The sequence below is a fragment of the Noviherbaspirillum album genome (genome assembly GCF_035916955.1).
Taxonomy (GTDB): Bacteria; Pseudomonadota; Gammaproteobacteria; order Burkholderiales; family Burkholderiaceae_D; genus Noviherbaspirillum; species Noviherbaspirillum album.
The window spans coordinates 603375-629256 of record NZ_JAWIIV010000001.1; the positions used below are offsets into that span (position 1 = coordinate 603375).

Below are 25882 nucleotides of genomic sequence, written 5' to 3' on the forward strand. Positions count from 1 at the left end.
CAAGGCCAACAAGGCCAACAAGGCTGGGGAAGCCTGCCGCCTGTTCGGATAGTACAAGTGAACGCCCTGGAAACAGGGACAACAGCAGCCAGAACTTCTCTTAGCTGACCATCAGCGCAGTTATCTGCGGCCGCCGGCCCCAAGGATGACGGCAAGACCAATTTCACGGTCTTCGATCACGAGCGCTTTCGCGGACAGGGCAAAGAGAAAATCCATTCCTTGCCCGAAGCGGGCGGGTCCGCCGGTCAAGCCTGTCCCTCGATGGAATAGCCGCTTGCCGTCCAGGCATCGATGCCGCCGTGCAGCAGTCGTACACGCCGATAACCCCGCTTCATCAGCTCCCGCGCAACGATGGCCGCGGATGCCTCGTTGGGGCAGGCGCAATACACGATGACTTCATCCAGCTCAGGGTCCGTCTGCTGCGGCAGACCCGAAGAAAAATCGTGCGCCACGGCGAATGCACCCGGAATGCGGCCGCCCTGCTGCGCCGTAGGGGAACGCACGTCGATGATGGTGGGACGGCTGCCGTTTTCCAGCAGACGATAAAGCTCATCCGGAGATATGCGCGCCATGCGCAGCGTCTTCAAAAACAGCTTGCGCTGCCACCACTTGGAACCAATGAAGGCGGCGAGCGCGATGCCGATTAGCAGCAAGCCTATCGTGCCGAGCTGCTCGAGCACGGCCAGCAGGTCATCGACCGTGGAACTGAACAGGGCGCCGATGAAGATCGCCGACCCGGCCCACAGCGCAGCGCCCAGCATGTCGAATAACAGGAAGCTGCCGCCGGTCGCGCCGGTCGCGCCGGCCATTGCGCTTGCCACCGACCCGAAGCCCGGTACGAACTTCGCCACCAGCAGCGACGGCGCGCCCCACCTGGCAAAAATGGTTTCGGTCTGGCGCACGCAGGTATCCACCGACAGCGACATGCGGCAAAGCAGCGACAGGATGCGGCGTCCGTGGCGCCGGCCGGCGAGATACCAGCCGGCATCCGCAATCACCGCGCCGAGGACCGCGACCGCCAGCAGCAGCACCGGCGAATAGGCTCCCTGGTCGGCGAGCGCGCCGGTCAGCACCAGCGTCGGGTAAGCCGGCACCGGCACCCCGGCCTGTTCGATCAGGACATTGAAAAACACGGCGGCAAGGCCGTATTGCTCGATAAGCTGTAGCAGAGTGGACATGATGGTTTCGTAGGGTGCGTCGCCAGCCATGGTACCGCAGCTTGGGAGCGCCGTGCCCATCCCGATGCCCGGGCGCGGGTGCCCATCCTGAAATTTCACGGTGCGGCGCGAGGACATCCGATGATTCTCTGGCTTTAACGACCAACGGCGCCGCAGCTTGAATCGACCCGATACCTCCCCAGGTCCGCGCAGGTCCGTGCAATTTCAAGCACTCTGCTGCATGAATACGGCTTATCTGTGCAAAGCAAAAACTTGGTATGGGTACAATACGAAGCTTTTGGCGGGGCGGGAGAGATGGCCTGCGGCATCGTACGCAGGGGGTTTAACGCAACGCGCATTCCCGCTTCCTTCTCTAACGGTCCGGCAAACCTGAGATCGTTCAATGCCAAGGGAGGGGATATCGTGGAAAGGACCTGCGCGGGCCCGTTGTCGCGGCTCTGGAGGTAAGACGCTAACGATTCGCACTGCCGTATAGACCGGCGTGCCTGTCATGACCGTCAACGAGAGGCATGGACATGCTCGACCCGGTTCGACGGCGTCAGCTGAACATCTTGCCGGCCGGCGCCGCTTCCCGCGTCCGCTGGACCCGTGCTTCCTCTTCCTTGCGTACGCGCTCGATCTCATGCAGTACCGCATCGACGTCCGCCGGCTTGCCGTCCGGCTCCACCTGTCCGCTCAGCGGTGTATCCGGCGTCAGCAAGCCGGCGGCGTAAAGCTTCCAGATTTCCTTTCCGTAGCGGGTCCCGGCCAGCGACGGGGCGAACTGGCTGAAATAACCGGTCAGATTGGCGACATCCCTTTCCAGCATGGGCTCGGCCGCCATGTTGCCGGCAGCGTTGATGGCCTGCGGAAGGTCGATGATGACCGGGCCCCCGGCATCGAGCAGAATGTTGTATTCCGACAGGTCGCCATGAATGATTCCGGCGCACAGCATCAGGACGACCTGCCGCAGCAGGACCGCGTGGTATTCGAGCGCGCGCTGTTCGCTCAGCTCGACATCGTTAAGGCGGGGCGCGACGTGTCCGTCGGCGTCGGTCACCAGGTCCATCAGCAGGACGCCTTCGAAGCAGTGATAGGGCCGGGGCACGCGTACGCCGGCGGCGGCGAGGCGATACAAGGCGTCGACCTCGGCGTTCTGCCAAACCTCTTCCTGCATCTTCCGGCCATAGCGGGTGCCTTTCTCCATGGCGCGGGCCTGGCGGCTGTTCCTGACCTTGCGGCCTTCCTGGTAGGCAACCGCCTGTCGGAAACTGCGCTGCGTAACTTCCTTGTAGACCTTGGCGCAGCGGATTTCATTGCCGCACCGGACGATATACACGGTTGCTTCCTTTCCGCTCATTAACTGACGGATGACTTCATCGACAAGCCCCTCTTCAATCAGCGGTTGTATTCTTTTCGGGGTTTTCATTGACTCGATGCGTGAAGGGAAAAAAGAGGCCGTTCCTTGGCCTCGACGTGCGGGACTAAGCCGCGGCGGGAATGCGCCGATGCGCAGCGCGAATCCGTATCACGCATCATTGCGGCGCGAAGCTACTTCCGTGGCTTGCCGGTCCGTTTCTGTGCCGTGGTGGAACCCGGTTTCTTGCGTTGCCCGAAAATTGTCCTTGCGTCCTGTACCGCGCGCTCCTGGGTTCGCATTTCGGGATGGTCATCGTGCAGGGTGAAGAAATCCGCGGCTTGCGCGCGCATGACTTCGCTGATGGCATCCTCGTCGCTGATCTCGAACATTTCGGTCATGAGCGTGGTGACTTCATCAAGATAGGCTTCGTAGGTCATTGGCATGGCGGCAAGCGAAAGAAGAATTGGCGGGTGGCATGCAGTATAGCGGCGTTTTGATTTGCTCCTGGTTGACTTCCCATGGGTGCTACGGACGGCCTTGTCGGGGGAGAGGCAAGTAGTGGTTGCCGAAAGGCTTGTAATGATGCATCTTGTGCGATATCAGTACCTCGCACGACCGGCGGTAGTACACCGGGAGGGCACAATCCCAGTTGTCATGTTCAACCACAAGGAGCAAACAATGAAAACGATTTTCGCCGTCCTGGTGCTCGCGTCCTCGTCCGCGGCATTCGCCCACAACTGTCCGAATGTGATGAAAGAGATCGATGCGAAGATGACTTCCGCACAGGGAGTCAGCCCGGAGACCATGACGAAGGTGAAGCAGTTGCGTGCCGATGGCGAACGCTTTCACAAGGAAGGCAAGCACGCGGAATCCATGAAGTCGCTCGAGCAGGCCAAGGCGATGCTCGGGAGTTAAAGGGCGTACATTCAGGCTTACCCTTGGAAATGAAGAAAGCCCGCAGACATCGTCTGCGGGCTTGAGCATTCTACTGGCGACGGCATCCATCTATCCATGGACCGGCCAGGTTCCTCATGAAAGGCGTCCCGAAAACGACGGCTGCCTACATCAGAATAATGTCGTACTGCTCCTGGTGATAGACATTCTCCACCTGCAGCGAGATCGGCTTGCCGATGAAGTCGCCCAGCATCGCCAGGTGCGTGGACTCTTCTTCGAGGAACATGTCGACCACCACCTGCGACGCGAGGATGCGGAATTCGCGCGGATTGAACTGCTTGGCTTCACGCAGCAGTTCGCGCAGGATTTCATAGCAGACGGTGCGCGCCGTCTTCACCTGGCCCTTGCCGGAGCAGGCCGGGCAGACTTCGCACAGGATGTGCGCCAGCGATTCGCGGGTGCGCTTGCGCGTCATTTCCACCAATCCGAGCATCGAGAAGCTCGACACCGACACCTTGGTGCGGTCGCGCGCCAGCGCCTTGTTCAGCTCGGCGAGCACCGCGTTGCGATGCTCGCTGTTTTCCATGTCGATGAAATCGAGAATGATGATGCCGCCCAGGTTGCGCAGGCGCAGCTGGCGCGCGATCGCATGCGCGGCTTCCAGGTTGGTCTTGAAGATGGTGTCGTCAAAATTGCGGCCGTTCACGTAGCTGCCGGTATTGACGTCGATGGTGGTCATCGCCTCGGTCTGGTCGATGATCAGGTAGCCGCCGGATTTCAGGTCGACCCGCCGCCCGAGCGCGCGCTCGATTTCCTCCTCGACGCCGTACAGGTCGAACAGCGGCCGCTCGCCGGTATAGTGGACCAGCTTGGACAGCACCGACGGCGTGTAGGACTTGCCGAACTGCTGCAGCATCTGGTGGTTCTCGCGCGAGTCGATCTGGATGGTCGAGGTATCGTCGTTGACGAAGTCGCGCAGCACCCGCTGCGCCAGGTTCAGGTCCTGGTAGAGCAGGCTGGAAGCGGGCTTGGTGCGGGCCTGCTGGGTGATGGTGGCCCAGGTCTTGCGCAGGTAGTCGATGTCCATCTGCAGGTCGGCCTCGCTTGCATCCTCGGCCATGGTGCGGATGATGAAGCCGCCCTTTTCCTCGGCCGGCAGCAGCTTCTGCACCTTCTCCTTGAGCATTTCGCGCTCGGTTTCCTTTTCGATGCGCTGCGAGATGCCGATGTGCGAATCCTGGGGCAGGTAGACCAGCATGCGCCCGGCGATGGAAATCTGGGTCGACAGCCGCGCGCCCTTGGTGCCGATCGGGTCCTTGATGACCTGCACCATCACCGCCTGCCCGTCGTAGAGCAGCTTTTCGATCGGCGTCGCCGGCGTGTTGGAATTGTCGTGCGGGCGCGCTTCCCAGATGTCGGCCACATGCAGGAACGCGGCGCGTTCGAGGCCGATGTCGATGAACGCCGACTGCATGCCGGGCAGAACGCGCACCACCTTGCCGAGATAGATATTGCCCGCCATGCCGCGGGACAATGTGCGTTCGATGTGTAGTTCCTGTACTGCGCCCTGCAAGATTAATGCGACCCGGGTTTCCTGTGGGGTGATGTTGATGAGGATGTCTTCGCTCATAGAACGGGTATGCCGGCTTGATTTAATAATTCCGCGGTCTCGTGCAGCGGCAACCCCATGATGCCCGTATAGCTGCCCGAGATGTGTTCGATGAAGACCGATGCCAGGCCCTGGATGCCGTAGGCGCCCGCCTTGTCGTAGGGTTCGGTGGTCGCGCAGTAGGCGCGTATCCGTTCTTCGGAAAGTTTGGCGAGCCGTACCTCGGACGCCTGGGTGACCTGCCAGTGCTGGTCGTCGTGATGCAGCGCCACGCTGGTCAGCACCTGGTGCGTGCGGCCGGACATGGCGCGCAGCATTTCCATCGCCTCGTTGCGGTCGGCCGGCTTGCCGAGGATGCGGCTGTCGACGACGACGGTGGTGTCGGCGCTCAGTACCGGGCGGATCGGCAGGCGGCGCATCAGCATGATCCTCGATGCGAATTCGCCTTTTTCCTTGGTGACGCGGGTCACGTAGTCCAGCGGCTGTTCGCCGGGACGCACTTCCTCGCTGACTTCCGGGCCGCGCGGCGCGGAATCGCGCAGCAGCAGCAGTTCGAAATCGACGCCGATCTGGCGCAGGAGTTCGCGCCGGCGCGGGCTTTTCGACGCGAGGTAAATCTTATGATCTGCCGGTTTCATTGGCCTGGGTTTCTATACTCGGTGATATGGATGGTTCTGCGTGATCGACCAGGCGCGGTAAAGCTGTTCCGCGAGCAGCACGCGCACCATCCCGTGCGGCAGGGTAAGGCTGGATATCCTTACCAGCATGTCGGCAGAGGCTTTCAAGCCGGCGTCCAGCCCGTCGGCACCGCCTATGAGGAATGTAACATCACGGCCGTCTTGTTGCCACTGGGTGAGCAATTGCGACAATTGCATGGTGGTAAGGTCCTTGCCGCGCTCGTCGAGGGCGATGATGCGGGCTCCCTTGGGAATGGCCGCCTCGATCCTGGCGCGCTCCAGCGCCATGACGGTCTCGGCGGTCTTGCTGCCGGAACGCTCGACCGGCTTGATCTCCTTGAGCTGGATCCGGCATTCCGGCGGCATGCGCTTGGCGTATTCCTGGAAGCCATCCTCGATCCAGCCCGGCATCTTGTGGCCGACTGCGGCAATGACGAGCTGCATGACGGATTATTCAGCAGCCTTTCGCGGCGCGCGCTTGACGGCGGGCTTGGCCGCGGTCTTGCTGGCCGTCTTGCTTGCTGTCTTGCGCGGCGCGGCGGTCTTGGAAGCGGAGACTCGCACGGTCTTGCCGGCCGGTGCCTTCGGCGCTGCCGTCTTTCTGGCCGCGGTCTTGCGTGCCGGCTTCTTCGGCTCGTCGTCATCGTCGAGCGCCTGGGTGATTGCCACCGCGGCCACGCGCGGGCGCCGCTTCGGCGCTTCTTCCTCGGAAGCATCTTCCGAGGCCGTGCGCTTGGAGATGCGCTTGGCGGCGCCGAACTTCACTTCCTTTTCGCCCCAGAGCTCCTCCAGGCGGTAGTAGTCGCGGATCGCCGGCTGCATGATGTGGACCACCATGTCGCCGAGGTCGACCAGCACCCATTCGCCAGTGTCCTCGCCCTCGATGCTGACGATGTTGCCGCCGTTTTCCTTGACCTTGTCGCGCACCGACGCGGCCAGCGCCTTGGTCTGGCGGTTGGAGGTGCCGGAAGCAATGGCAAGGCGGTCGAACATGCTGGTCAGATGGACGGTGTCGTATACCTTGATATCTTGCGCCTTGACATCTTCGAGCGCGTCGATCACGGTGGATTGCAGTTTTTTAATGTCCATTAGCTTTTGTATAAGTGATGTTGTTGGATATAGTCTAGCACCCCGCTCGGGATCAGCGTGCCGACCGGTTGGTCGTGTTGTAGCGCCTGGCGGATCTGCGTGGCGGAAATATCGACGGCAAGATTCATGGCAAGAAAGCCCAGGCCGTGCGGCGTGCCGCGAATCTGCGCCGCGCTGGCGCTGCGTCGCCCGAATTCGCGCGCCACTTCCGGCGGCAGCTGGGCCATGTCGAAACCCGGACGCGACGCCGCGCAAATGTGCGCAAGGTCGAACAGCTGCCGCCACTGCTTCCAGGTATGCAGCTGCAGGAGCTGGTCGGCGCCGATCAGGAAGGCGATCGAGGCTTGCGGCCCGGCTTCCGCGCGCAGCGCTTCGAGGGTGTCCACCGTATAGGTCGCGCCTTGGCGGTGAACTTCCTGTTCATCGATGACGACCGGCACGGCGAGGCGTTCGAAGGCGATGTTGAGCATGGCGATGCGATGCGCTGCACTCGCCTTCAGCGGCGGCTTCTGCCAGGGGTTGCCGGCGGGAAGAACGCGCAGCTCATCCGGCGCCAGCAAGGTAACGAAATAGTTCGCCACTGCGACATGGGCGCTGTGGACCGGATCGAAGCTGCCGCCGAGGACAACGATGCAGCGCGTCACACCCATTCGCGCGGCACCAGGAAATCGGAATACAGTTTCGCTTCCGGCGTGCCCGGCTCGGGCGCCCAGTCGTAGCGCCAGGTAACGACCGGTGGCATGGACATCAGGATCGATTCGGTACGGCCGCCGGACTGCAGCCCGAACAGCGTGCCGCGGTCAAGCACCAGGTTGAACTCGACGTAGCGGCCGCGTCGGTAGGTTTGAAAATCGCGCTCGCGCTCGCCGTAGGGCGTATCCTTGCGGCGCTTCAGGATCGGAACATAGGCGTCGATGAAACGGTCGCCGACGCTTTGCATCATGGCAAAGCTGCGATCGAGTCCGAGTTCGTGGAAATCGTCGAAGAAAATGCCGCCCACGCCGCGCGCTTCCTTGCGGTGCTTCAAATAAAAGTAATCGTCGCACCACTTCTTGAAGCGCGGATGCAGATCGTCGCCGAACGGCGCCAGCGCCTCGCGGCAGCTCAGGTGGAAGTGGCGCGCATCGTCCTCGTCGCCGTAGTAGGGCGTGAGGTCCATGCCGCCGCCGAACCACCAGACCGGCTCCTTGCCTTCCGCGCTGGCAATGAAGAAGCGCACGTTCATATGCACAGTCGGCGCGTAGGGGTTGCGCGGGTGCTGCACCAGCGAAACGCCCATTGCTTCCCAGGAACGGCCGGCAAGCTCCGGCCGGTTGGCCGCCGCGCTCGGCGGCAGGGCGGTGCCGCTGACATGGGAAAAGCCCACGCCGCCGCGCTCGATCACATTGCCCTGTTCGAGGATGCGGGAAATGCCTCCGCCCGCGATCGGCCCTTCGCCGGCCGCCCGCTGCCAGCGGTCCGTCAGGAAGGACTTGCCGTCGACTTCCTCAAGGGCGGCAACGATGCGTTCCTGCAGATCGAGCAGATAGGTCTTGACGTCGGCGGAGGTGATGGTGGATTGGGTGGATTCGGTGGATGCGTTCATGGTTCGATGTTTTTTCGCGTTGCCTTGCTCTGCAGTATTCTTCTTGATTCTTATCTGATGGCAGCGGCAATGCCGGCGCGGAACGGGAGAGGGCAGTCCGTCGCCAGTGAGCCGGTACCGCATGTCGATGATGCTGAAACTTGAAGCAAGCTTGCAGCAGTTTCCTAAAGCTGTTTCGACACGCGGACCGGCAAAAGATGCGATCCGTAAGCCTGGGCCTGGGATCAGGCAGGGCGCTTCAGCGCGCGCCAGCCGATATCGCGGCGGAACTGGGCGCCGTCGAAGCGGATCTGGTCGACTGCTTCATAGGCATGCTTCTGCGCCATCTTCACGCTGTCGCCCAAGCCGACCACGCACAGCACGCGTCCGCCCGAGGTCAGCAGCTTGCCGTCCTTGACCGCGGTACCGGCATGGAAAGTCACGCATTCCGGCGTTTCCGCGGGAATGCCGGTGATCGCATCGCCCTTGCGCGGCGCATCCGGATAGCCGTCGGCCGCCATTACCACGCCGAGCGCGGTGCGCCTGTCCCATTCCAGTTCGATCTGGTCGAGCGTGCCGTTGACCGCATGTTCCATCACGGTAACGAGATCGGTCTTCAGCCTTGCCATGATGGGCTGGGTTTCCGGGTCGCCCATGCGGCAGTTGAATTCCAGCGTCTTGGGGTTGCCCTTGTCGTCGATCATCAGGCCGGCGTACAGGAAGCCGGAGAAGGGGATGCCGTCCTTGCTCATGCCGAGCACCGTCGGATTGATGATTTCGCGCATGATGCGCGCATGCAGGGACGGCGTCACGATCGGGGCGGGCGAATAGGCACCCATGCCGCCGGTATTCGGGCCTTCGTCGTTGTCCATGAGGCGCTTGTGATCCTGGCTGGTGGCCAGCGGCAGCACGTTCTTGCCGTCTACCATCACGATGAAGCTGGCTTCCTCGCCGGCGAGGAATTCCTCGATCACGACGCGCGCGCCGGCGTCGCCGAGCTTGTTATCCGACAGCATCATGTCGACCGCCGCATGCGCTTCCTCGACGCTCATCGCCACCACCACGCCCTTGCCGGCGGCCAGGCCGTCGGCCTTGATCACGATGGGCGCGCCTTTCTGCGTGATGTAGCGGCGCGCTTCCTGCACATCCGAAAAGGTCTGGTAATCGGCGGTCGGGATGCGGTGGCGCTTCATGAAGGCCTTGGCGAAATCCTTGGAGCTCTCCAGTTGCGCGGCTTCCCGCGTCGGGCCGAAAATCTTCAGGCCCTGGTCGCGGAACAGGTTGACGATGCCTGCCGCCAGCGGCACTTCCGGTCCGACCACGGTCAGGGCCACGCCTTCCTTGATGGCAAACTGGGCGAGCCAGGCCGGGTCGGTGATGTCGACGTTCTGCAGACGCGGATCGAGGGAGGTGCCGCCGTTGCCGGGAGCCACGTACACCATTTGAATCCGCTCGGATTGCGCGAGTTTCCAAGCCAGGGCATGTTCGCGGCCGCCTGAGCCGACTACCAGAATTTTCATGAGAATCGAATGACGTTGTTGATGGGGAGCGGCTTTGAATCCGAAGCCGCTCCCGGGGATTGCTGTGGAACGAAGTTGAACAGTGCTGCCGGTACTGCTTGTTGCTTATTCTTCAATGATCGCGTTGGTATAGACCTCCTGGACGTCGTCCAGGTTTTCGAGCGCATCCAGGAGTTTTTGCATCCTGGCGGCGTCGTCGCCGCTGAACACCGTCTCTGTCGACGGCTTCATCACGATCTCGGCGACTTCCGCCTTGAAACCGGCTTTTTCCAGCGCATCCTTGACCGCGGAGAAATCATGCGGCGGGGTCAGCACCTCGATGCCGCCTTCGTCGTCGGTCACCACATCCTCGGCCCCTGCTTCGAGCGCCGCTTCCATCAGCGCGTCCTCATTGGTGCCGGGCGCGTACAGCAGCTGGCCGCAATGCTTGAACAGGAAGGCCACCGATCCCTCGGTGCCCATGTTTCCGCCGAACTTGGAGAACGCATGGCGGACTTCCGCAACGGTGCGCACGCGGTTGTCGGTCATGCAGTCGACGATGATCGCGGCGCCGTTGATGCCGTAGCCTTCGTAGCGGATTTCTTCATAGTTGGCGCCTTCCAGGCCGCCGGTGCCGCGCTGGATCGCGCGGGTGACGTTGTCCTTGGGCATGTTGGCATCGGCCGCCTTGTCGACCGCGAGCCGCAGGCGCGGATTGGCCGCCATGTCGCCGCCGCCCATGCGGGCCGCCACGGTGATTTCCTTGATCAGGCGCGTCCAGATCTTGCCGCGCTTGGCGTCGGTCGCGGCTTTCTTATGCTTGATATTGGCCCATTTACTATGTCCAGCCATGACAAATCTTTCTTGGAAGTGAACTTTGGGAAGGCTTGTGCCGCCTTGGACAGCCTTGGCGGAACGATTTCGTTGCCAAAATAACCAAGTGCCAAGCCGAAAAGCAATCTACAATTTTAGCATACCGACCCTCGTGAAATTTGCCTGAGAGACCTTTCCAACATGCCAATCAAACCCCTCGTCATCGCCAAGCAACACGATCAGGAACTCGCCCTGCTTCCCAATCTCGCCAACCGCCACGGCTGCATCACCGGCGCCACCGGCACCGGCAAGACAGTCACACTGCAGGCATTGGCACAGTCTTTGTCCGACATCGGCGTGCCGGTCTTCATGGCCGACGTCAAGGGCGACCTGTCCGGACTGGCCAAGCCGGGCTCGCCCACGCCGCGCATCAAGGAGCGCTTCGACCTGCTGAAAATTGGGCAGCCGGCCTGGGAAGCCTGCCCGGTGACCTTCTGGGACGTGTTCGGCGAAAAAGGGCATCCGGTGCGGGCCACGATCTCCGACCTCGGCCCGGTGCTGCTGTCGCGCATGCTCAACCTGAACGACGTGCAGCAGGGCGTGCTGCAGCTGGTGTTCAAGGTGGCCGACGACCACGGGCTGCTGCTGCTCGACATCAAGGACCTGCGCTCCATGCTGCAGCATGTCGCCGACAACGCGGCCGAGATCCGAACCGAGTACGGCAACATTTCCGCGGCCAGCATCGGCGCCATCCAGCGCGGCCTGATCGGCATCGACGAGCAGGGCGGCGACCAGTTCTTCGGCGAACCGATGCTCAACATCGACGATTTCATGCAGACCGACGCTCGCGGCAAGGGCGTGGTCAACATCCTCGCCGCCGACCGGCTGCTCAATTCTCCGCGCCTGTATGCCATCTTCCTGCTGTGGATGCTGTCCGAACTGTTCGAGCGCCTGCCGGAAGTCGGCGATCTGGACAAGCCCAAGCTGGTGTTCTTCTTCGACGAAGCCCACCTGCTGTTCGATGAAGCGCCCAAGCCGCTGCTGCAGAAGATCGAGCAGGTGGTGCGCCTGATCCGTTCCAAGGGCGTCGGCGTCTATTTCGTGACCCAGAATCCGCTCGATATTCCAGACACGGTGCTGGGCCAGCTCGGCAATCGCGTCCAGCATGCGCTGCGCGCCTACACCCCGCGCGACCAGAAGGCGGTGCAGACGGCCGCCGAAACCTTCCGCCCGAATCCGAAGCTCGACACGGCGCAGGTCATCACCGAACTCGGCGTGGGCGAGGCGCTGGTGTCTTTCCTCGACGCGAAGGGCATCCCGACCGTGGTGGAGCGGGCCTACATCATTCCGCCCGCATCGCAGATCGGCCCGCTCACCGACGAGGAACGCGCCGCGGTCATGGCCGACTCGATCGTGGCGGGCGTGTATGAGACGACTGTGGACCGCGAGTCCGCGCATGAAAAGCTGACTGGCAGGGTCGCCACGGAGATGCAGGACAAGCAGGCGCAGTCCGGGCGCACCGCGCGCGGCGGGCAAGCCCAGGCACAAACGCAAACGCAGGACGAGGAAAGCGGATCATCCTTCGGCGACTCGGTCAAGGACGCAATGGGCGGCCTGTTCGGCGGCGGCGGCGTCGGCCGCCGCAAGGACACCATGGTGGAAGCAATGATGAAGTCGGCGGCACGCAGCATCGGCTCGCAGGTCGGGCGCGAAATCATTCGCGGCGTGCTGGGCTCGATCCTCAAGCGCTAAGCGCCGAGCGCGGTGCCCATCAGCCGCGCCATGGCTTGCAATCATGAAGTTCATCGGGAAGCGAGTGGCAAAAAGTAAGATTTTCCCGCCCGGCGTAAAATCGCGGGATGTCTTCACTCCCCGTATCCGCGCCGGATCGCAAGGCCTATCTCGCCGGCCTTGCGATCGCCATTGCCGGCGCCGTCCTGTTTTCCACCAAGGCCATCGTCGCCAAGCTGCTCTACCGCTACCAGATCGACGCGGTGACGCTGATCGCCTTCCGCATGCTGTTTTCACTGCCGTTCTTCGCCGCGGTCGCCATCTGGAAGGCGCGGACCGAGCCCTCGCTGACGGGACGCGAGCGAGGGCAGATCGTATTCGTCGGCCTGATCGGCTACTACCTGTCGAGCTTTCTCGATTTCCTCGGCCTGCAATACATCTCCGCCGGCCTTGAGCGCCTGATCCTGTTCCTCACCCCCTCCTTCGTGCTGCTGCTGTCGCTGTTCTTTCTAAAGAAAAAGATCACCGGGCTGGAATGGTTGGCGCTAGGCACCGCCTACCTCGGCACGGTACTGGTCTTCCTGCACGATGCGCGCGCCGGCGGGTCCAATATCCTGCTCGGCGGCGCCTTCGTGCTCGGCAGCGCCGTCAGCTACGCGATTTACCTGCTGATGACGGGCGAGCTGGTGCGCCGCGTCGGCTCGATGCGGCTCGTTGCCTACGCGATGTGCGTGTCCAGCGTCGCCTGCATTGCCCAGTTTTTTCTGCTGCGCCCGGCATCGATGCTGGTGCAGCCGGCCGGCGTGTACGGCCTGTCCATCGTGAATGCCGTCATGTGCACGGTATTCCCGGTGTTCCTGACCATGGCGGCCGTGGCCCGCATCGGTGCGGCGACCACCTCGCAGGCCGGCATGATCGGGCCGGTATCGACCCTGTTTCTCGGTGCGCTGATTCTCGGCGAACCGCTCACCGGCATACAGCTTGCCGGCACCGCCCTGGTGCTGGCCGGCATTTACTTACTATCCAGAAAACGAGCATAGGAGGCATCATGGATTTTGGAATCGCAGGAAAGCAGGCACTGGTATGCGGCGCAAGCAAGGGCCTGGGGCGCGGCTGCGCCGAGGCATTGGCGGGAGAGGGCGTGCATGTCACCATCGTCGCCCGTACCGCGGATGCGCTGGAAGCGACCGCCGCTGAAATCCGGCAGCGCACCGGCGTAACCGTCAATGCGGTCGCCTGCGACATCACCACGCCGGAGGGGCGCGCCAAGGCGCTCGCCGCCTGCCCGGAACCGGACATCCTGATCAACAATGCCGGCGGTCCCCCGCCCGGCGATTTCCGCAAGTGGAACCGGGAAGACTGGATCGCCGCAATCGACGCCAACATGCTGACGCCGATCGAACTCATCAAGGCCACGGTGGACGGCATGATGGCGCGCCGCTTCGGGCGCATCGTCAACATCACGTCGAGCGCGGTCAAGGCGCCGATCGACATTCTCGGTCTGTCCAACGGTGCCCGTTCCGGCCTGACCGGATTCGTCGCCGGCATCGCCCGCAAGACCGTGGTGAATAACGTGACGATCAACAACCTGTTGCCCGGCCAGTTCGAGACCGATCGCCTGAAGAAGAATTTCGGCGCGGCAGCCAGCGCTGCAGGCAAGACCGTCGACGAGGTGCGGCAGGCCCGCATTCAGCAGATACCTGCGCAGCGCTTCGGCACGGCGGAAGAGTTTGGCGCGGTTTGTGCATTCCTGTGCAGCGTGCAGGCGGCCTATATGACGGGTCAGAACGTGCTGCTCGACGGCGGCAACTATCCGGGCACTTTCTGATCTTCTGACACCGATATGGCGGCCCGGCGCCGCCTTCCTCATCAAGCTTACCTAGCAGAGGGAACAGTGAAAAAGCGCATCGCACTCATTGCACACGACCAGAAGAAGGACGACATGGTCGAACTGGCGTCGGAGCATGCCGACCTGCTGCGCCAGTGCATCCTGGTCGCCACCGGCACCACCGGCAAGCGCCTGCACGACGAGGTCGGCCTGAACGTGGAGCGCAAGCAATCCGGCCCCTACGGCGGCGACCTGCAGATCGGTGCCGAACTGGTCGAAGGCAAGATCGACGCAGTCATCTTCCTGCGCGACCCGATGACGCCGCAGCCGCATGAACCCGATATCAACGCGCTGGTGCGCGCCTGCGACGTGCACAACATCCCGTGCGCGACTAACGTCAGTTCTGCGAAAATCCTGCTTGCGCAGCTTGTTCCCCATCACCATCACAACCATCACAATTAACCAGGAGATGACATGGTCAAGGCAATCCGCATCAATGCCGTCGGCGGTCCCGAAGTCATGGAGTATGTCGACGTCGAAGTCGGCGATCCCGGCCCCGGCGAAATCCGCGTGCGTCACGCCGCCATCGGCCTCAACTATATCGACGTGTATTTCCGCACCGGCGCCTACCCGCAGCCGCTGCCGGCCGGCCTCGGCATGGAAGGCGCGGGCACGGTCGAAGCGGTGGGCGAGGGCGTCTCGCATCTGAAGGAGGGCGACCGCGTCGCCTATGCGACCCGTCCGCCTGGCGCCTATGCCGAAGCGCGCGTCATGCCGGCGGCTGGCGTGGTGAAGTTGCCGAAGTCCATCGATTTCGAGACCGGCGCCGCGATGATGCTGCAGGGCCTCACTGTGCAATACCTGTTTCGCCGCACCTTTCCGCTGCGCGGCGGCGAGACCATCCTGTTCCATGCGGCCGCCGGCGGCGTCGGTTTGATCGCCTGCCAATGGGCGAGGGCGCTCGGCGTGACGATGATCGGCACCGTGGGCTCCGACGAGAAGGCCGCGCTGGCGAAAGCGCACGGCTGCACCCATACCATCAACTACAACACCGAGAATTTCGTCGAGCGGGTCAGGGAAATCACCAACGGCAAGGGCGTGCCGGTGGTGTACGACTCGATCGGCAAGGACACCTTCCTCGGCTCCCTCGATTGCCTGTCGCCGCTGGGCATGATGGTCAGCTTCGGCAGCGCATCCGGCGCCGTGCCGCCGTTCGGCCTGCAGGAACTGGCCTCGCGCGGTTCGCTGTTCATCACCCGCCCCACGCTGTTCAGCTATTCCGCCAAGCGGGAAGACCTGGAAAACATGGCGGCCGACTTGTTTGCGATGGTGGAAAGCCACAAGATCAAGATCGAGATCAACCAGCGTTACGCATTGAAGGATGTTGCACAGGCGCACATCGATCTTGAATCGCGCAAGACCACCGGTTCCACCATCCTGCTGCCATGATGCAGGACGAACCGGAAAGGAATCCGATGGACCATCCGCCGGAGCAGCCCAGCGGCAGCGACGGCGCGCCGAAGTTCGGCCGCCTGCTTCTGGTGCTGGTGGGTGCGGTGCTGCTGATCGTGGCGCTTACGATTGCTTCGGAGGCAATGTATTCGTGAGTGGTGCGAGGGTGGATGCAATTACGCTCTACGATGATTAGCCATACCTAAGACCCGAAGACGCATACTCGGATTTACTCCCTTCTCCCGCAGGCGGGAGAAGGGTTGGGGATGAGGGCGGGCGCCAAGACCGCCTGGGGTTTTAGCACCGCCCTCACTCCGCCCCCTCTCCAAGAACTTGCTTGCACAAGTCAGATAAATAACGCTCCAGCCGAAGCTCGCTGCTGCAGGATAATAAATAAAATGCGCCCTATTCCTACAGAGCGCTTTTTTTACAGCAACGCGCGTTACTCGACGATCTGCACTGCACTTGGCATGTGCATCAAGTCTATCTAGCCGGCTATTGCTCACACTTCCCATTCGTATCAATCCAACCACGCGCACCACCAAGTTACATAACCGGCCTCGACGTACCAGACAACAATTGCTGTTGTTTCAATATTTATATGGAGGCAATGATGGCAAAACTGGCGGCTCTGTCACTGTTGTCCGCTAGTGCACTGCTGCTGCAATCCATGTCCGTGCTTGCACAGAAAATTTCCACACTCACCCAGGACGACCTGGAAAAGCCAGCAGTGGTGAAGGCATGGCTGATCGAAAATGGTGCCAGGGCCGACAAGACGGCAGCCAAGGAATTTTTCGATTTGGGTCTCAGATTGAAAAAGGAGCAGCGCTGGGCCCTTGCCACTAAGGCATTCGGCGGTAGTGCCATCCGCTATCCAACGCCGCAAGCCTTGAACGAGTATGCCGAAGTCAGCATACGCGACCTCGGCACCCGGTTGGATGCGCAGCATGTTTTGCCGCTCTACAAGTCTGCCATGGCAGCCGACTCGGTACTTCATCTGATGAACGAGAAAGAGAAGAAAGCAACGCAGAATGATCTGGACTGCTTGCGCCTTTACATGCAATCCAAAAAAATACAGCCCGACTGCCGTCCGCTGCAGGCGTACGGCCTGAGCAAATAAGAATCCGTTCGAGGCAATCTTTACATTGAATGCTATTCCCACAACGGGACGGCTGCGCAAGCAAGCAGTCAAGTCACTAGCGAATCGACACACAAACGACTACCGCAACACTGACTCACTGCTCCAGCTTCAACTCCACCCGCCGCGGCACGCCGCTCGGCCCCGGGAAATCGGTGAACGCGCTGCGCACCATGTAAGGCATGACCGCCGCCAGCGAACTGTTGGTGCCTTCGCTGACCACCGTCGTCTCATACAGCTTCTTGCCGCCCGCCATCTCTGCCAGCTGTATCTTCAGTTGCCGCGTGAATAAAGTGTACTGCGACACGCGCTGCTCCACGACCGGCGGCGCATACCAGAACGGATCATAGAAGGGACCGTAGAACGGCCTGTAGTAGCCGCGCCATGCCGGGCCATACCAGTATGGATAGGGATGCACCACGACGGGCTGGACTTCGCGCACGTCGCGGCTGCTGATGTTGTAGCTGAGCGAAGCCTTCAATGCCGGCTTGACCGAAGCCGGCGCTTCCTCGAAGCCGAGGCGCGCGAGTTCATTGCGCACCAGGTTTTCATAGCTGCGGTATTCGAGGCTGTCGTTCTGCTCCTTTGTCCGCTCGAATACATAAGACTTGCTGGGAAGAGTGGCGGGCCATTCATGAAAGGCCGTGACGCTGCTCCTGATCGTGCCGGTCGCGCAGCCGCCGAGCAGCACCGTTGAAACCGCCATCAACATGGCGATCGTCCATCGCTTCATACCATTTCTCCGGAACGGATCTTCATTAAAAGTTAAGAATGGAAATGGGCCTTAAAGATTCCGTAAATATTTGTATCCCATTTTGTCCATGAACCTGCCGATGTGCCGGCAAGCGGTCTCAAGATCAGCGCGGGTTTTCGAAAAAAATGTAATTCGATCCGAAATCGCTGATCTCGAAATAGACTTTCTTCTCGCCCGGATCGGCGATCATGTTCAGGTTCTCGTCCAGCACGCCGTAGCCGTAGCGGTAGGAACGCGGACTACCGTCGTCGGTGCCGGTGGCGGTCGTCATCTTGTCGATGCGGACGAAGCGCCGCACCAGCTTGTCGCCGGCATAAATTTCAAGGACGCCATTGGTGCCGGTCCAGTTCTGGACCGAACGGCTGATCTGGTTCTGCTGTTCCTGGGTGCACGCCGCAAGCAGTGCCGAAATGGCAACTACGAAAAGCGCAAAGGATGACTTCATCGGAATAGGCTCCTGCTGCCGTTGGTTGGTAAAATGCCACTTTGCGCCATTATCTCCTGATTCCATCAGCCTATGCGTACCGACACCCCCCAAGCCATCTACCGCAAGGATTACACGCCGCCCTCCTACTGGGTCAATACCGTGGAAATGGGCTTCGACCTTGATCCCGACCTGACCCGGGTCGCCACCCGCATGACGCTCAGCCGCAATATCGGTAGCCGCGGCAAGAGTCTCGTGCTGTACGGCGAAAGTCTTGAACTCGTGCAACTGCGCATGAACGGCAAGGAAGTCGGCAAGCGCGGCTACACCCTGGGCAACGGCGTTCTCGAAATCTTCAACGTGCCCGCCGAAGTCACGCTGGACATCGAGACCGCGCTGCGTCCCAACCAGAACACCTCGCTGATGGGCCTTTACACGTCCAACGGCAACTTCTTCACCCAGTGCGAGGCCGAGGGTTTCCGCAAGATCACCTTCTTCCCCGACCGCCCCGATGTCATGGCGACGTACAAGGTGATGCTGCGCGCGGACAAGGACAAGTATCCGGTGCTGCTGTCCAACGGCAACCTGATCGAGGAAGGCGACCTCGGCGACGGCCGTCACTACGCGGTATGGGAAGACCCGTTCAAGAAGCCGTCCTACCTGTTCGCGCTGGTCGCCGGCCAGCTGGTATGCCAGGAAGAAACCTACAAGCTGCAGTCCGGCCGCGAAGTGCTGCTGCAGGTCTGGGTCGAGGAAGGCAATCTCGACAAGACCCAGCATGCGATGGATTCGCTGAAGAACAGCATCCGCTGGGACGAGGAGCGTTTCGGGCTGGAACTCGACCTCGACCGCTTCATGATCGTCGCCGTCGGCGACTTCAACATGGGCGCGATGGAAAACAAGGGCCTGAACATCTTCAACACCAAGTTCGTGCTGGCCAATCCGCGCATCGCCACCGACGCCGACTATGCCGGCATCGAATCCGTGGTCGGCCACGAATACTTCCACAACTGGACCGGCAACCGCGTTACCTGCCGCGACTGGTTCCAGCTGTCGCTCAAGGAAGGCCTTACCGTCTTCCGCGACCAGGAATTCTCGGCCGACCTGATCGGCACCGACAGCGGCCGAGCCGTCAAGCGCATCGAAGACGTGCGCGTGCTGCGCCAGGCCCAGTTCCCGGAAGACGCCGGCCCGATGGCGCACCCGGTGCGGCCCGATTCCTACGTCGAGATCAACAACTTCTACACCGTCACCATCTACGAGAAGGGCTCGGAAGTGGTGCGCATGTACCAGACCCTGCTCGGCCGCGACGGCTTCCGCAAGGGCATGGACCTGTACTTCCAGCGGCATGACGGCCAAGCGGTTACCTGCGACGATTTCCGCGCCGCGATGGCCGACGCCGGCGGCCGCGACCTGAGCCAGTTCGAGCTCTGGTACAGCCAGGCCGGCACGCCCCGCGTCAAGGTCGAGACCCGCTACGACGAAGTCGCCCAGAGCTACATGATCACGCTCACGCAGTCCTGCCCGCCGACCCCGGGCCAGCCGAACAAGCTGCCCTTCCATATCCCCGTGGCCGTCGGCCTGCTCGACAGTGGCGGCCGCGACATGCCGCTGGTGCTCGACAGCGTGGAAGGCGGCGATGACAGAAGCGTTGCGCCCACCACCATGGTGCTCGAACTGACCGAACCGAGCCAGACCTTCCACTTCCGCAACGTGCGCGAAGAGCCGGTGCCCTCGGTGCTGCGCAATTTCTCGGCACCGGTGATCCTTGACATCGAATACACCGATGCCCAGCTCGCCTTCCTGATGGCCAACGACAGCGATGCCTTCAACCGCTGGGAAGCCGGCCAGCGCCTGGCCATGCGTCGCATGCTGGCGCTCACCGAAGCCGTGAAGAATGGCGAAGCCCTGGACCGCAACGCCGACGAAAACGCGCTCGGCGCGGCCTTCCGTGCCACGCTGACCGACAACGCGCTCGATCCGGCCTTCTGCGAACTTGCGCTGACGCTGCCCTCTGAGAGCGTGGTCGCCGAACAGATGGACGTGGTGCATCCGCAAGCCATCCACCAGGTGCGGCGCTTCCTGCGGCGCGCACTGGCATCGGCCCTGCGCTTCCAGTGGGAAGTCGCCTACCAGTCCAACCGCACCCCGGGCGCCTACAGTCCCGATCCGGTGTCTGCCGGCAAACGCGGCCTGAAGAACCTGGCGCTGTCCTATATCGTGGAGCTCGACGACGGCGACGCCCACAAGCTCGCCCAAAGCCAGTACGACAACGCCAACAACATGACCGACCGCATCGCCGCGCTGTCGGCTCTGGTCAACAGCAACGCACCCGGCAAGGACGCGGCGCTGGCCAGCTTCTATGAAGACTTCAAGCAGGAAGCGCTGGTGGTCGACAAGTGGTTCTCGCTGCAGGCCATGGCGCGCCACACCGATGTCGCCGCGGTACGCGAACTGATGAACCATCCAGCCTTCAGCCTCAGGAACCCGAACCGCGCCCGCAGCCTGATCTTCAGTTTCTGCAACGGCAATCCGGCGCAGTTCCATGCGCCCGACGGCAGCGGCTACGAGTTCTGGGCCGACCAAGTGATCGCGCTCAACACGATCAACCCGCAGGTCGCCGCCCGCCTCGCTCGCAGCCTCGACCGCTGGCGCAAGTACGCGCCGGAACTGCAGGACAGGATGCGCGCCGCGCTGCAGCGCGTGGCCGCCACCAAGTCGCTGTCGAAGGACGTGCATGAAGTGATCAGCAAATCGCTCGCGCATTAATGTGCGGCAAAACCGGCACGGCCGTTGCAAGGCAGAATGTCCTGCACTGCGGCGGTCGGGCGGCACCGCCGCGATCGGAGCCGCGCCGGCAGGGAGGCTTGAACAACCGAGTCGCCGGGCAAGAACACATAACTATTATTAAACCAATGGAATCGCTATGAAACGAGTAAGCCTTACCCAATATCTGGTCGAAGAGCAGCGCCTGCACAACAGCATCCCCGCCGAGCTGCGCCTTTTGATCGAAGTCGTTGCGCGCGCCTGCAAGACCATCAGCCACGCGGTCAGCAAGGGCGCGCTTGGCGAAGTGCTCGGCAGCGCCGGCAGCGAAAACGTGCAGGGCGAAGTGCAGAAGAAGCTCGACGTGCTCTCCAATGAAATCCTGCTCGAAGCCAACGAATGGGGCGGCCACCTCGCCGCGATGGCCTCCGAGGAGATGGAAACCATCCACCCGATCCCGAACCGGTATCCCAAGGGCGAATACATGCTGCTGTTCGATCCGCTCGACGGCTCCAGCAACATCGACGTCAACGTCTCCATCGGCACCATCTTCTCGGTGCTGAAGGCGCCGGAAGGCATGAAGGAACCGACCGAGAAGGACTTCCTGCAGCCCGGCGTGAAGCAGGTCGCCGCCGGTTACGCCGTCTACGGCCCGCAGACCGTGCTGGTGCTCACCACCGGCGACGGCGTCAACTGCTTCACCCTCGACCGCGAGATGGGTTCCTGGGTCCTCACCCAGCGCGACATGCAGATCCCGGCCGAGACCAAGGAATACGCGATCAATGCATCCAACGCCCGCCACTGGTATCCGCCGGTCAAGCGCTACATCGACGAACTGCAGTCCGGTGACACCGGCCCGCGCGGCAAGAACTTCAACATGCGCTGGATCGCCTCCATGGTCGCCGACGTACACCGCATCCTCAACCGCGGCGGCATCTTCATGTACCCGGCCGACGCCCGCGAACCGGACAAGCCGGGCAAGCTGCGCCTGATGTATGAAGCCAACCCGATGGCCTTCATCGTCGAGCAGGCCGGCGGCGCGGCGACCAATGGCAAGCAGCGCATCCTGGATATCCAGCCACAGAAACTGCATGAGCGGGTGGCGGTATTCCTCGGTTCGAAGAACGAAGTGGAGCGGGTGACCGGGTATCACAACGAGTGATGCATCCGGGTATCGGGGCCTTTGGACCTTTTTGATGAAAGCGGAGGTTTTGCTTTTGGTTAAGGGACGGAGGCTTCGCCGTCTGGCGAGGCGGAAAACATTTTTGTAGAATACATATCTTGCCGAAGCGGACTCTTCCTATGACTTAGGACTTTCGGCAAGCATGTTCGATCATGAGTCGCCGCTGTAGCTCAGTCGGTAGAGCAGCGCATTCGTAATGCGAAGGTCACCAGTTCGATTCCGGTCAGCGGCACCAATGCGGTAAGGCTATAACTTCAAAATCAAAGAGTTATAGCCTTTTTGCATTTCTAATGCCTGCATACCGTTCAATTTGGCTGCAGCCCTGCTTCTCACCGACAATATGTAGAGGTTTAAGATACTAAGGTCTGGACACCAAATGATATCCAATACCTTTGAGGGCTTTTAAGGCAGCGCAATCAACTTTAACTAACGCTTAATTAGCGTAAAGATGAGCAACGGTATGGCTAGTGCGACGCCGTAGCCATAGACGGCAGCCCCTATTAGTTGATAACAATGGAATTTTTTGCAGACGTCTGGATTGTAGAATCGTCGATTGTCCTAGCAGCAGCAAGAATAGTTCCAAACTCTGCTGGAACATTACCAATGAATGGTAAGAGTTGACTTTTAAGTAGTCGGTCGCTGCGTGTAACGACCGGCCTAAGGACCAGCATACTAACCGCTACTATAGAAAATAGTGTTGGCAGCGGATTCAGGCCACCACTCTTTGGATCGCCGAACAAGGCGAGATGTGCGAAGGTGATTATTCCGCACAGTATGGCTCCCAAAAGCACCGAAATGTAGTACTGCTTCTGATATGCAGCGATCTGTGGTGCCAGTGACGACGGAGCAATATAGCCCCGCGTGTTGTTATTGCTTGTCGAATTCATCTATACCTTCTCCCATCACATCACAGCAGCTTATGCTTTATCTGCGAAAGACTGGCTGAGGAGGCTTGTCATTTATCTCGTACGTAGTCTAATGCAAAATGTAATCATAGGAAATCTCTGACATATGGGATGTTTCAAAATTTTTCTTGATATCAGCGTATGTCTCAACCATCATTCTTTCGACAAAAGTAAAGCGGTTGAATGGGTGTACCGTCGCAGAAACATATCTCCGCAGTCGCCGAAGTAGCCCCCTGGAAGATAGAACCATCTGCATGCCGTTGGTTAATTCCCAAACAGCCATCCAGCGTGATTACCGATTACTTCGGCAACTAAACTGCCTTATGATTCGTCTTCCCACAGACGAAAGGCAACGTATGGCTTCCCTTGATGATCTGGTAAGAAAGCAGAAGACCGGCGCGTCGTTTGTCATCAGCGCGCAGATGCTGCGCATGAAGCCACAAGACTTCGATCCCATGGCACAGCGCTGGCTCGATGACGGCGGTCCGGGTTTCAACGTTATTGGCGTTCCTCATCGAACCGTGGTCGATGGTGAATTCCTCATCAGCCGCGTCACGGTGATAAGAACGACGGCACCGTTATAATTTGCGTGGGCATTACGTTGACTGTTTCAAGCTGTCCCGGGGACGGCAGGCAATCGTTCCTCGCGAGCGCGATGGCTGGCGGCAATTGCCGGGTACGTTGCCTTATTACGGAGTAAGTAGAACATGGTTTCTTTGCAAGAGCAGCTTTTGAAGGCGGGCCTGGTTGACAAGAAGAAAGTCAAACAGGCGAATCACGAGAAGAGCAGGCAGAAAAAGGTCGAGTTACGGAGCGGCGCGCAGAGCGTGGACGAAGCGCGCGTGGCGGCTTTGGAAACACAGCGAAAAAATGCCGAGCGGGCGCGGGAACTCAATGCGCAGCGCGACGCGGCCGCCAAGCAAAAAGCAATCATGGCGCAGATTGTGCAGATGGTGGAAAAAAATCGCCAGAGCAAAGGGGCCGGCGATATTGCCTACCATTTCACACACGGCAGCAAGGTCGAGCGGATCTATGTGTCGGCTGCGGTTCAGTCGCACTTGGTCGCGGGGCACCTTGCCATCGTCTGCCTTGGCGATACCGCGGAACTGGTGCCCCGGGTTGTCGCTGACAAGATCGCCGAGCGCGATGCCTCGCTCGTTGTCAGGGTGAACAAGGCCAATACCAATACGGAGACTGATGCCGACGACCCGTATGCTGCCTTCCAGATTCCGGACGACTTCACCTGGTAGGTGAAACAGGGTCGTTGAAGCTTCGCGAGGGCCGCATGTTTCCGAAGGTAGGCGGGGCGTTGAGCGCATGGAACGGATGTTGGCTGGATTTGACTGTGTCGCCTTCGTACGCCTTATGCTCAGTAGAACCATACCCACCTTCGGCTGAGGTAGCCTGCCATTTGTGGACACTCCCGTTTGATACACTGAGTAAGCGGGAGAAAGCATGAAGAAAGAATCAGAAGTGACACGCAGCGGCTTTTACGCCTGACCACTGATTCAGGAAGCGCAGTGATTGCGGATGGATCAATGGACGTTCTTGTTGCTGTCAGGTGGCATTTTCACCCGCACCCCTTTGACGAAGTAGTCCATTCTGCGCAGAGCATCATCGTCCGGAAACGCACCGGTTTCGATCTCGATGTTTCCGTCACGGTTCGTCACCGGCCCTTTGAACGGATGAAGTTTTCCCGCTCGAAGTTCATGCGTCTTTTCACCAAGCAGGAGTAACAGTTCCTGGGGCAAGGCTGCTGATGGGGACACAAGGCGAACGACATTGCTTCGTGCGCCAAGCCATACCGCTTCTTGCTTCCATCTGCCTTCTAGCTGGCTTGCGATAACCTTCGCATAGTAGGGAGCCCAGTCGATGACCGCCGAGCCGATATGGGCTGTCATACCGTGATGTTTGGTGTCTGAATTCCAGCCGAATGCCTTGACTCCCCTTTCCTGCGCTGCTTTCAGCACTGCGGGCGAGTCGGTATTTTGAATGAGCACATCAGCCCCTTGGTCGATGAGCTCAACGGCCGTTTCCCGCTCCTTCTTGGGGTCGATCCAGCTGTTGACCCATGATACTTGCGTCGACACGGACGGGTTCACCGATTGTGCGCCTAACGTAAAGGCATTGATATTGCGGTACACCTCAGGTACCGGTACCGAAGCCACGAATCCCAGCTTGCCTGTTTTTGTGACTTTACCGGCAAGGACCCCTGCTAGGTATGCGGCCTCGTAGGTACGGGCTTCGTACACCGACAGATTGGAAGTCGTCGTGCCGCCCGCAACATGATGGAACTTGACCTGCGGGTATTCCTTTGCGACCTTGAGCATCGCATCCTTGTAGCCATACGATGTCCCGAAGATCACCTGATGTCCATTTGCAGCAAGTTCTCTGAACGCCTTTTCAGCTTCAGCGCCGGTGGATACGCCAGCACGATAACTGGTCGCCACTTTGCCTTTGAATAGGGATTCCACCCGAATGCGCGCCTGGTCATGCGAGTATGTCCAGCCGCCGTCACCAACAGGACCGAGGTAAACAAATCCGACTTTGGCCGTATTGCTTTGGTTGGAGGAAGCGTCGTCACCCCGCCTTGTATCTTCCGACGCACTGCAGTTGGCGGACGCCAGCAGTAGAGCGCCTACCATCATCACACACCGTGATCCGCTTGTTTTGGTACCGTGCATCTCCTGCCTCCCTGACGTGATTGTTTTTCAACGCTGGAAAGGATGGCTGTATCGGCCGCATTCCTCCAGCGAAGGCTACGCCTTCATTCTTGGAGTAAGCATCGGATAACGATAGGGCTATTGAAGAATAGCTCTTATATCGGCAGCAATATTAGCGACAGCATAATGGTCGGATGTAGACCGGCCGGGCTAGCAGGCAGGCACCCTGGCCGTAAGTCATCTGTTTTATAGCCGCTTATGTCCGAGTACCACCTTGCCACATGTAATAGGGCATCAAGAGCTAGTGTCAAGACTGGTGTATGGCGGCTTGAAGGATAGCGGCGTCAGGCGGCGAGTTTTTGCTGTTCCGGTGGAT

28 protein-coding genes and 1 tRNA gene are annotated in these 25882 nt (G+C 60.6%); 13 read left to right on the forward strand and 16 right to left on the reverse strand.

The features are described 5' to 3' along the window. Positions 1–120: 120 nt before the first annotated feature. The 4 genes from RY831_RS02650 to RY831_RS02665 form a co-directional block, all read right to left on the reverse strand. The gene (locus RY831_RS02650; RefSeq protein ID WP_326504773.1) at positions 121–249 is read right to left on the reverse strand and encodes a hypothetical protein; all 129 of its coding nucleotides are present in this window, start codon (positions 247–249) and stop codon (positions 121–123) included. Then, on the reverse strand, positions 246–1178 hold the full coding sequence (locus tag RY831_RS02655; protein WP_326504774.1) for a rhodanese-like domain-containing protein: 933 nt from the start codon (positions 1176–1178) through the stop codon (positions 246–248). The genes RY831_RS02650 and RY831_RS02655 overlap by 4 nt, the downstream gene beginning before the upstream one ends. Before the next feature lie 538 nt (positions 1179–1716). Then, a complete protein-coding gene (locus tag RY831_RS02660; RefSeq protein WP_326504775.1) occupies positions 1717–2586 on the reverse strand; it encodes a PA4780 family RIO1-like protein kinase in 870 nt (289 codons plus the stop codon). A gap of 122 nt (positions 2587–2708) precedes the next feature. Next, entirely contained in the window at positions 2709–2960 is a 252-nt protein-coding gene (locus RY831_RS02665) for a hypothetical protein (protein ID WP_326504776.1), read from the reverse strand. 235 nt (positions 2961–3195) lie between these two features. Between RY831_RS02665 and RY831_RS02670 the strand changes: the two genes are divergently transcribed. Next, positions 3196–3432, forward strand: a complete 237-nt coding sequence (locus tag RY831_RS02670) for a PA2433 domain-containing protein (RefSeq protein WP_326504777.1) — start codon at positions 3196–3198, stop codon at positions 3430–3432. A 145-nt stretch (positions 3433–3577) separates the two neighbouring features. Here RY831_RS02670 and rng read toward each other — a convergent pair whose 3' ends face one another. From rng to RY831_RS02710, 8 genes are all read right to left on the reverse strand, one after another. Beyond that, positions 3578–5041: a ribonuclease G gene (rng, locus tag RY831_RS02675; protein WP_326504778.1), complete on the reverse strand. Its 1464-nt coding sequence runs from the start codon at positions 5039–5041 to the stop codon at positions 3578–3580. Next, entirely contained in the window at positions 5038–5658 is a 621-nt protein-coding gene (locus RY831_RS02680) for a Maf family protein (protein WP_326504779.1), read from the reverse strand. The genes rng and RY831_RS02680 overlap by 4 nt, the downstream gene beginning before the upstream one ends. A 12-nt stretch (positions 5659–5670) precedes the next feature. Continuing rightward, positions 5671–6141, reverse strand: a complete 471-nt coding sequence (rlmH, locus tag RY831_RS02685; RefSeq protein ID WP_326504780.1) for a 23S rRNA (pseudouridine(1915)-N(3))-methyltransferase RlmH — start codon at positions 6139–6141, stop codon at positions 5671–5673. A 6-nt stretch (positions 6142–6147) separates the two neighbouring features. Further along, entirely contained in the window at positions 6148–6786 is a 639-nt protein-coding gene (gene rsfS / locus RY831_RS02690; protein ID WP_326504781.1) for a ribosome silencing factor, read from the reverse strand. Beyond that, complete coding sequence (locus RY831_RS02695) at positions 6786–7436, reverse strand: nicotinate-nucleotide adenylyltransferase (RefSeq protein WP_326504782.1); 651 nt, start codon at positions 7434–7436, stop codon at positions 6786–6788. The genes rsfS and RY831_RS02695 overlap by 1 nt, the downstream gene beginning before the upstream one ends. Next, positions 7427–8371, reverse strand: coding sequence for an oxygen-dependent coproporphyrinogen oxidase (hemF, locus tag RY831_RS02700; protein WP_326504783.1), 945 nt, complete (start codon positions 8369–8371; stop codon positions 7427–7429). Before hemF ends, RY831_RS02695 begins: the two co-directional genes overlap by 10 nt. Before the next feature lie 224 nt (positions 8372–8595). Continuing rightward, the gene (purD, locus tag RY831_RS02705) at positions 8596–9870 is read right to left on the reverse strand and encodes a phosphoribosylamine--glycine ligase (RefSeq protein ID WP_326504784.1); all 1275 of its coding nucleotides are present in this window, start codon (positions 9868–9870) and stop codon (positions 8596–8598) included. A 105-nt stretch (positions 9871–9975) separates the two neighbouring features. After that, positions 9976–10701, reverse strand: coding sequence for a YebC/PmpR family DNA-binding transcriptional regulator (locus tag RY831_RS02710; protein WP_326504785.1), 726 nt, complete (start codon positions 10699–10701; stop codon positions 9976–9978). 162 nt (positions 10702–10863) lie between these two features. Between RY831_RS02710 and RY831_RS02715 the strand changes: the two genes are divergently transcribed. The 7 genes from RY831_RS02715 (at position 10864) to RY831_RS02745 (ending at position 16793) form a co-directional block, all read left to right on the forward strand. Then, on the forward strand, positions 10864–12414 hold the full coding sequence (locus RY831_RS02715) for a helicase HerA-like C-terminal domain-containing protein (RefSeq protein WP_326504786.1): 1551 nt from the start codon (positions 10864–10866) through the stop codon (positions 12412–12414). Positions 12415–12521: 107 nt separating this feature from the next. Beyond that, positions 12522–13433 carry a DMT family transporter gene (locus tag RY831_RS02720; protein WP_326504787.1) on the forward strand — a complete coding sequence of 304 codons (912 nt, stop codon included), beginning with the start codon at positions 12522–12524 and terminating at the stop codon, positions 13431–13433. An 8-nt stretch (positions 13434–13441) separates the two neighbouring features. Beyond that, complete coding sequence (locus RY831_RS02725) at positions 13442–14221, forward strand: SDR family oxidoreductase (protein WP_326504788.1); 780 nt, start codon at positions 13442–13444, stop codon at positions 14219–14221. Between the two features lie 15 nt (positions 14222–14236). After that, entirely contained in the window at positions 14237–14683 is a 447-nt protein-coding gene (locus RY831_RS02730; protein WP_326504789.1) for a methylglyoxal synthase, read from the forward strand. A gap of 12 nt (positions 14684–14695) precedes the next feature. Beyond that, a complete protein-coding gene (locus RY831_RS02735) occupies positions 14696–15670 on the forward strand; it encodes a quinone oxidoreductase family protein (protein WP_326504790.1) in 975 nt (324 codons plus the stop codon). Between the two features lie 26 nt (positions 15671–15696). Beyond that, entirely contained in the window at positions 15697–15828 is a 132-nt protein-coding gene (locus RY831_RS02740; RefSeq protein ID WP_326504791.1) for a hypothetical protein, read from the forward strand. A 455-nt stretch (positions 15829–16283) separates the two neighbouring features. Then, entirely contained in the window at positions 16284–16793 is a 510-nt protein-coding gene (locus tag RY831_RS02745; protein WP_326504792.1) for a hypothetical protein, read from the forward strand. A gap of 115 nt (positions 16794–16908) precedes the next feature. Here RY831_RS02745 and RY831_RS02750 read toward each other — a convergent pair whose 3' ends face one another. Next, positions 16909–17544, reverse strand: coding sequence for a DUF4136 domain-containing protein (locus tag RY831_RS02750; RefSeq protein WP_326504793.1), 636 nt, complete (start codon positions 17542–17544; stop codon positions 16909–16911). 124 nt (positions 17545–17668) lie between these two features. Continuing rightward, on the reverse strand, positions 17669–18010 hold the full coding sequence (locus RY831_RS02755; protein ID WP_326504794.1) for a hypothetical protein: 342 nt from the start codon (positions 18008–18010) through the stop codon (positions 17669–17671). 72 nt (positions 18011–18082) lie between these two features. Here RY831_RS02755 and pepN point away from each other — a divergent pair, with 72 nt between their 5' ends. The 3 genes from pepN (at position 18083) to RY831_RS02770 (ending at position 22173) form a co-directional block, all read left to right on the forward strand. Next, positions 18083–20758, forward strand: a complete 2676-nt coding sequence (gene pepN, locus RY831_RS02760) for an aminopeptidase N (protein ID WP_326504795.1) — start codon at positions 18083–18085, stop codon at positions 20756–20758. Positions 20759–20915: 157 nt separating this feature from the next. Beyond that, positions 20916–21917, forward strand: a complete 1002-nt coding sequence (locus RY831_RS02765) for a class 1 fructose-bisphosphatase (protein ID WP_326504796.1) — start codon at positions 20916–20918, stop codon at positions 21915–21917. Between the two features lie 180 nt (positions 21918–22097). Beyond that, positions 22098–22173 (forward strand) — tRNA-Thr (locus RY831_RS02770). Between the two features lie 265 nt (positions 22174–22438). Here the strand turns inward: RY831_RS02770 and RY831_RS02775 are convergent. Continuing rightward, positions 22439–22825 (reverse strand): hypothetical protein, encoded by a 387-nt coding sequence (locus RY831_RS02775; RefSeq protein WP_326504797.1) that lies wholly within the window; start codon positions 22823–22825, stop codon positions 22439–22441. Positions 22826–23199: 374 nt separating this feature from the next. On the opposite strand from RY831_RS02775, the gene RY831_RS02780 reads away from it, so the two are divergent. Together RY831_RS02780 and RY831_RS02785 are read left to right on the forward strand one after the other, a co-directional pair. Next, the gene (locus RY831_RS02780; RefSeq protein ID WP_326504798.1) at positions 23200–23427 is read left to right on the forward strand and encodes a hypothetical protein; all 228 of its coding nucleotides are present in this window, start codon (positions 23200–23202) and stop codon (positions 23425–23427) included. Positions 23428–23550: 123 nt separating this feature from the next. Then, on the forward strand, positions 23551–24093 hold the full coding sequence (locus RY831_RS02785; protein ID WP_326504799.1) for a DUF2058 domain-containing protein: 543 nt from the start codon (positions 23551–23553) through the stop codon (positions 24091–24093). Between the two features lie 285 nt (positions 24094–24378). On the opposite strand, the gene RY831_RS02790 is transcribed toward RY831_RS02785, so the two are convergent. After that, positions 24379–25527, reverse strand: a complete 1149-nt coding sequence (locus RY831_RS02790; protein ID WP_326504800.1) for a BMP family ABC transporter substrate-binding protein — start codon at positions 25525–25527, stop codon at positions 24379–24381. Between the last annotated feature and the right edge of the window lie 355 nt (positions 25528–25882).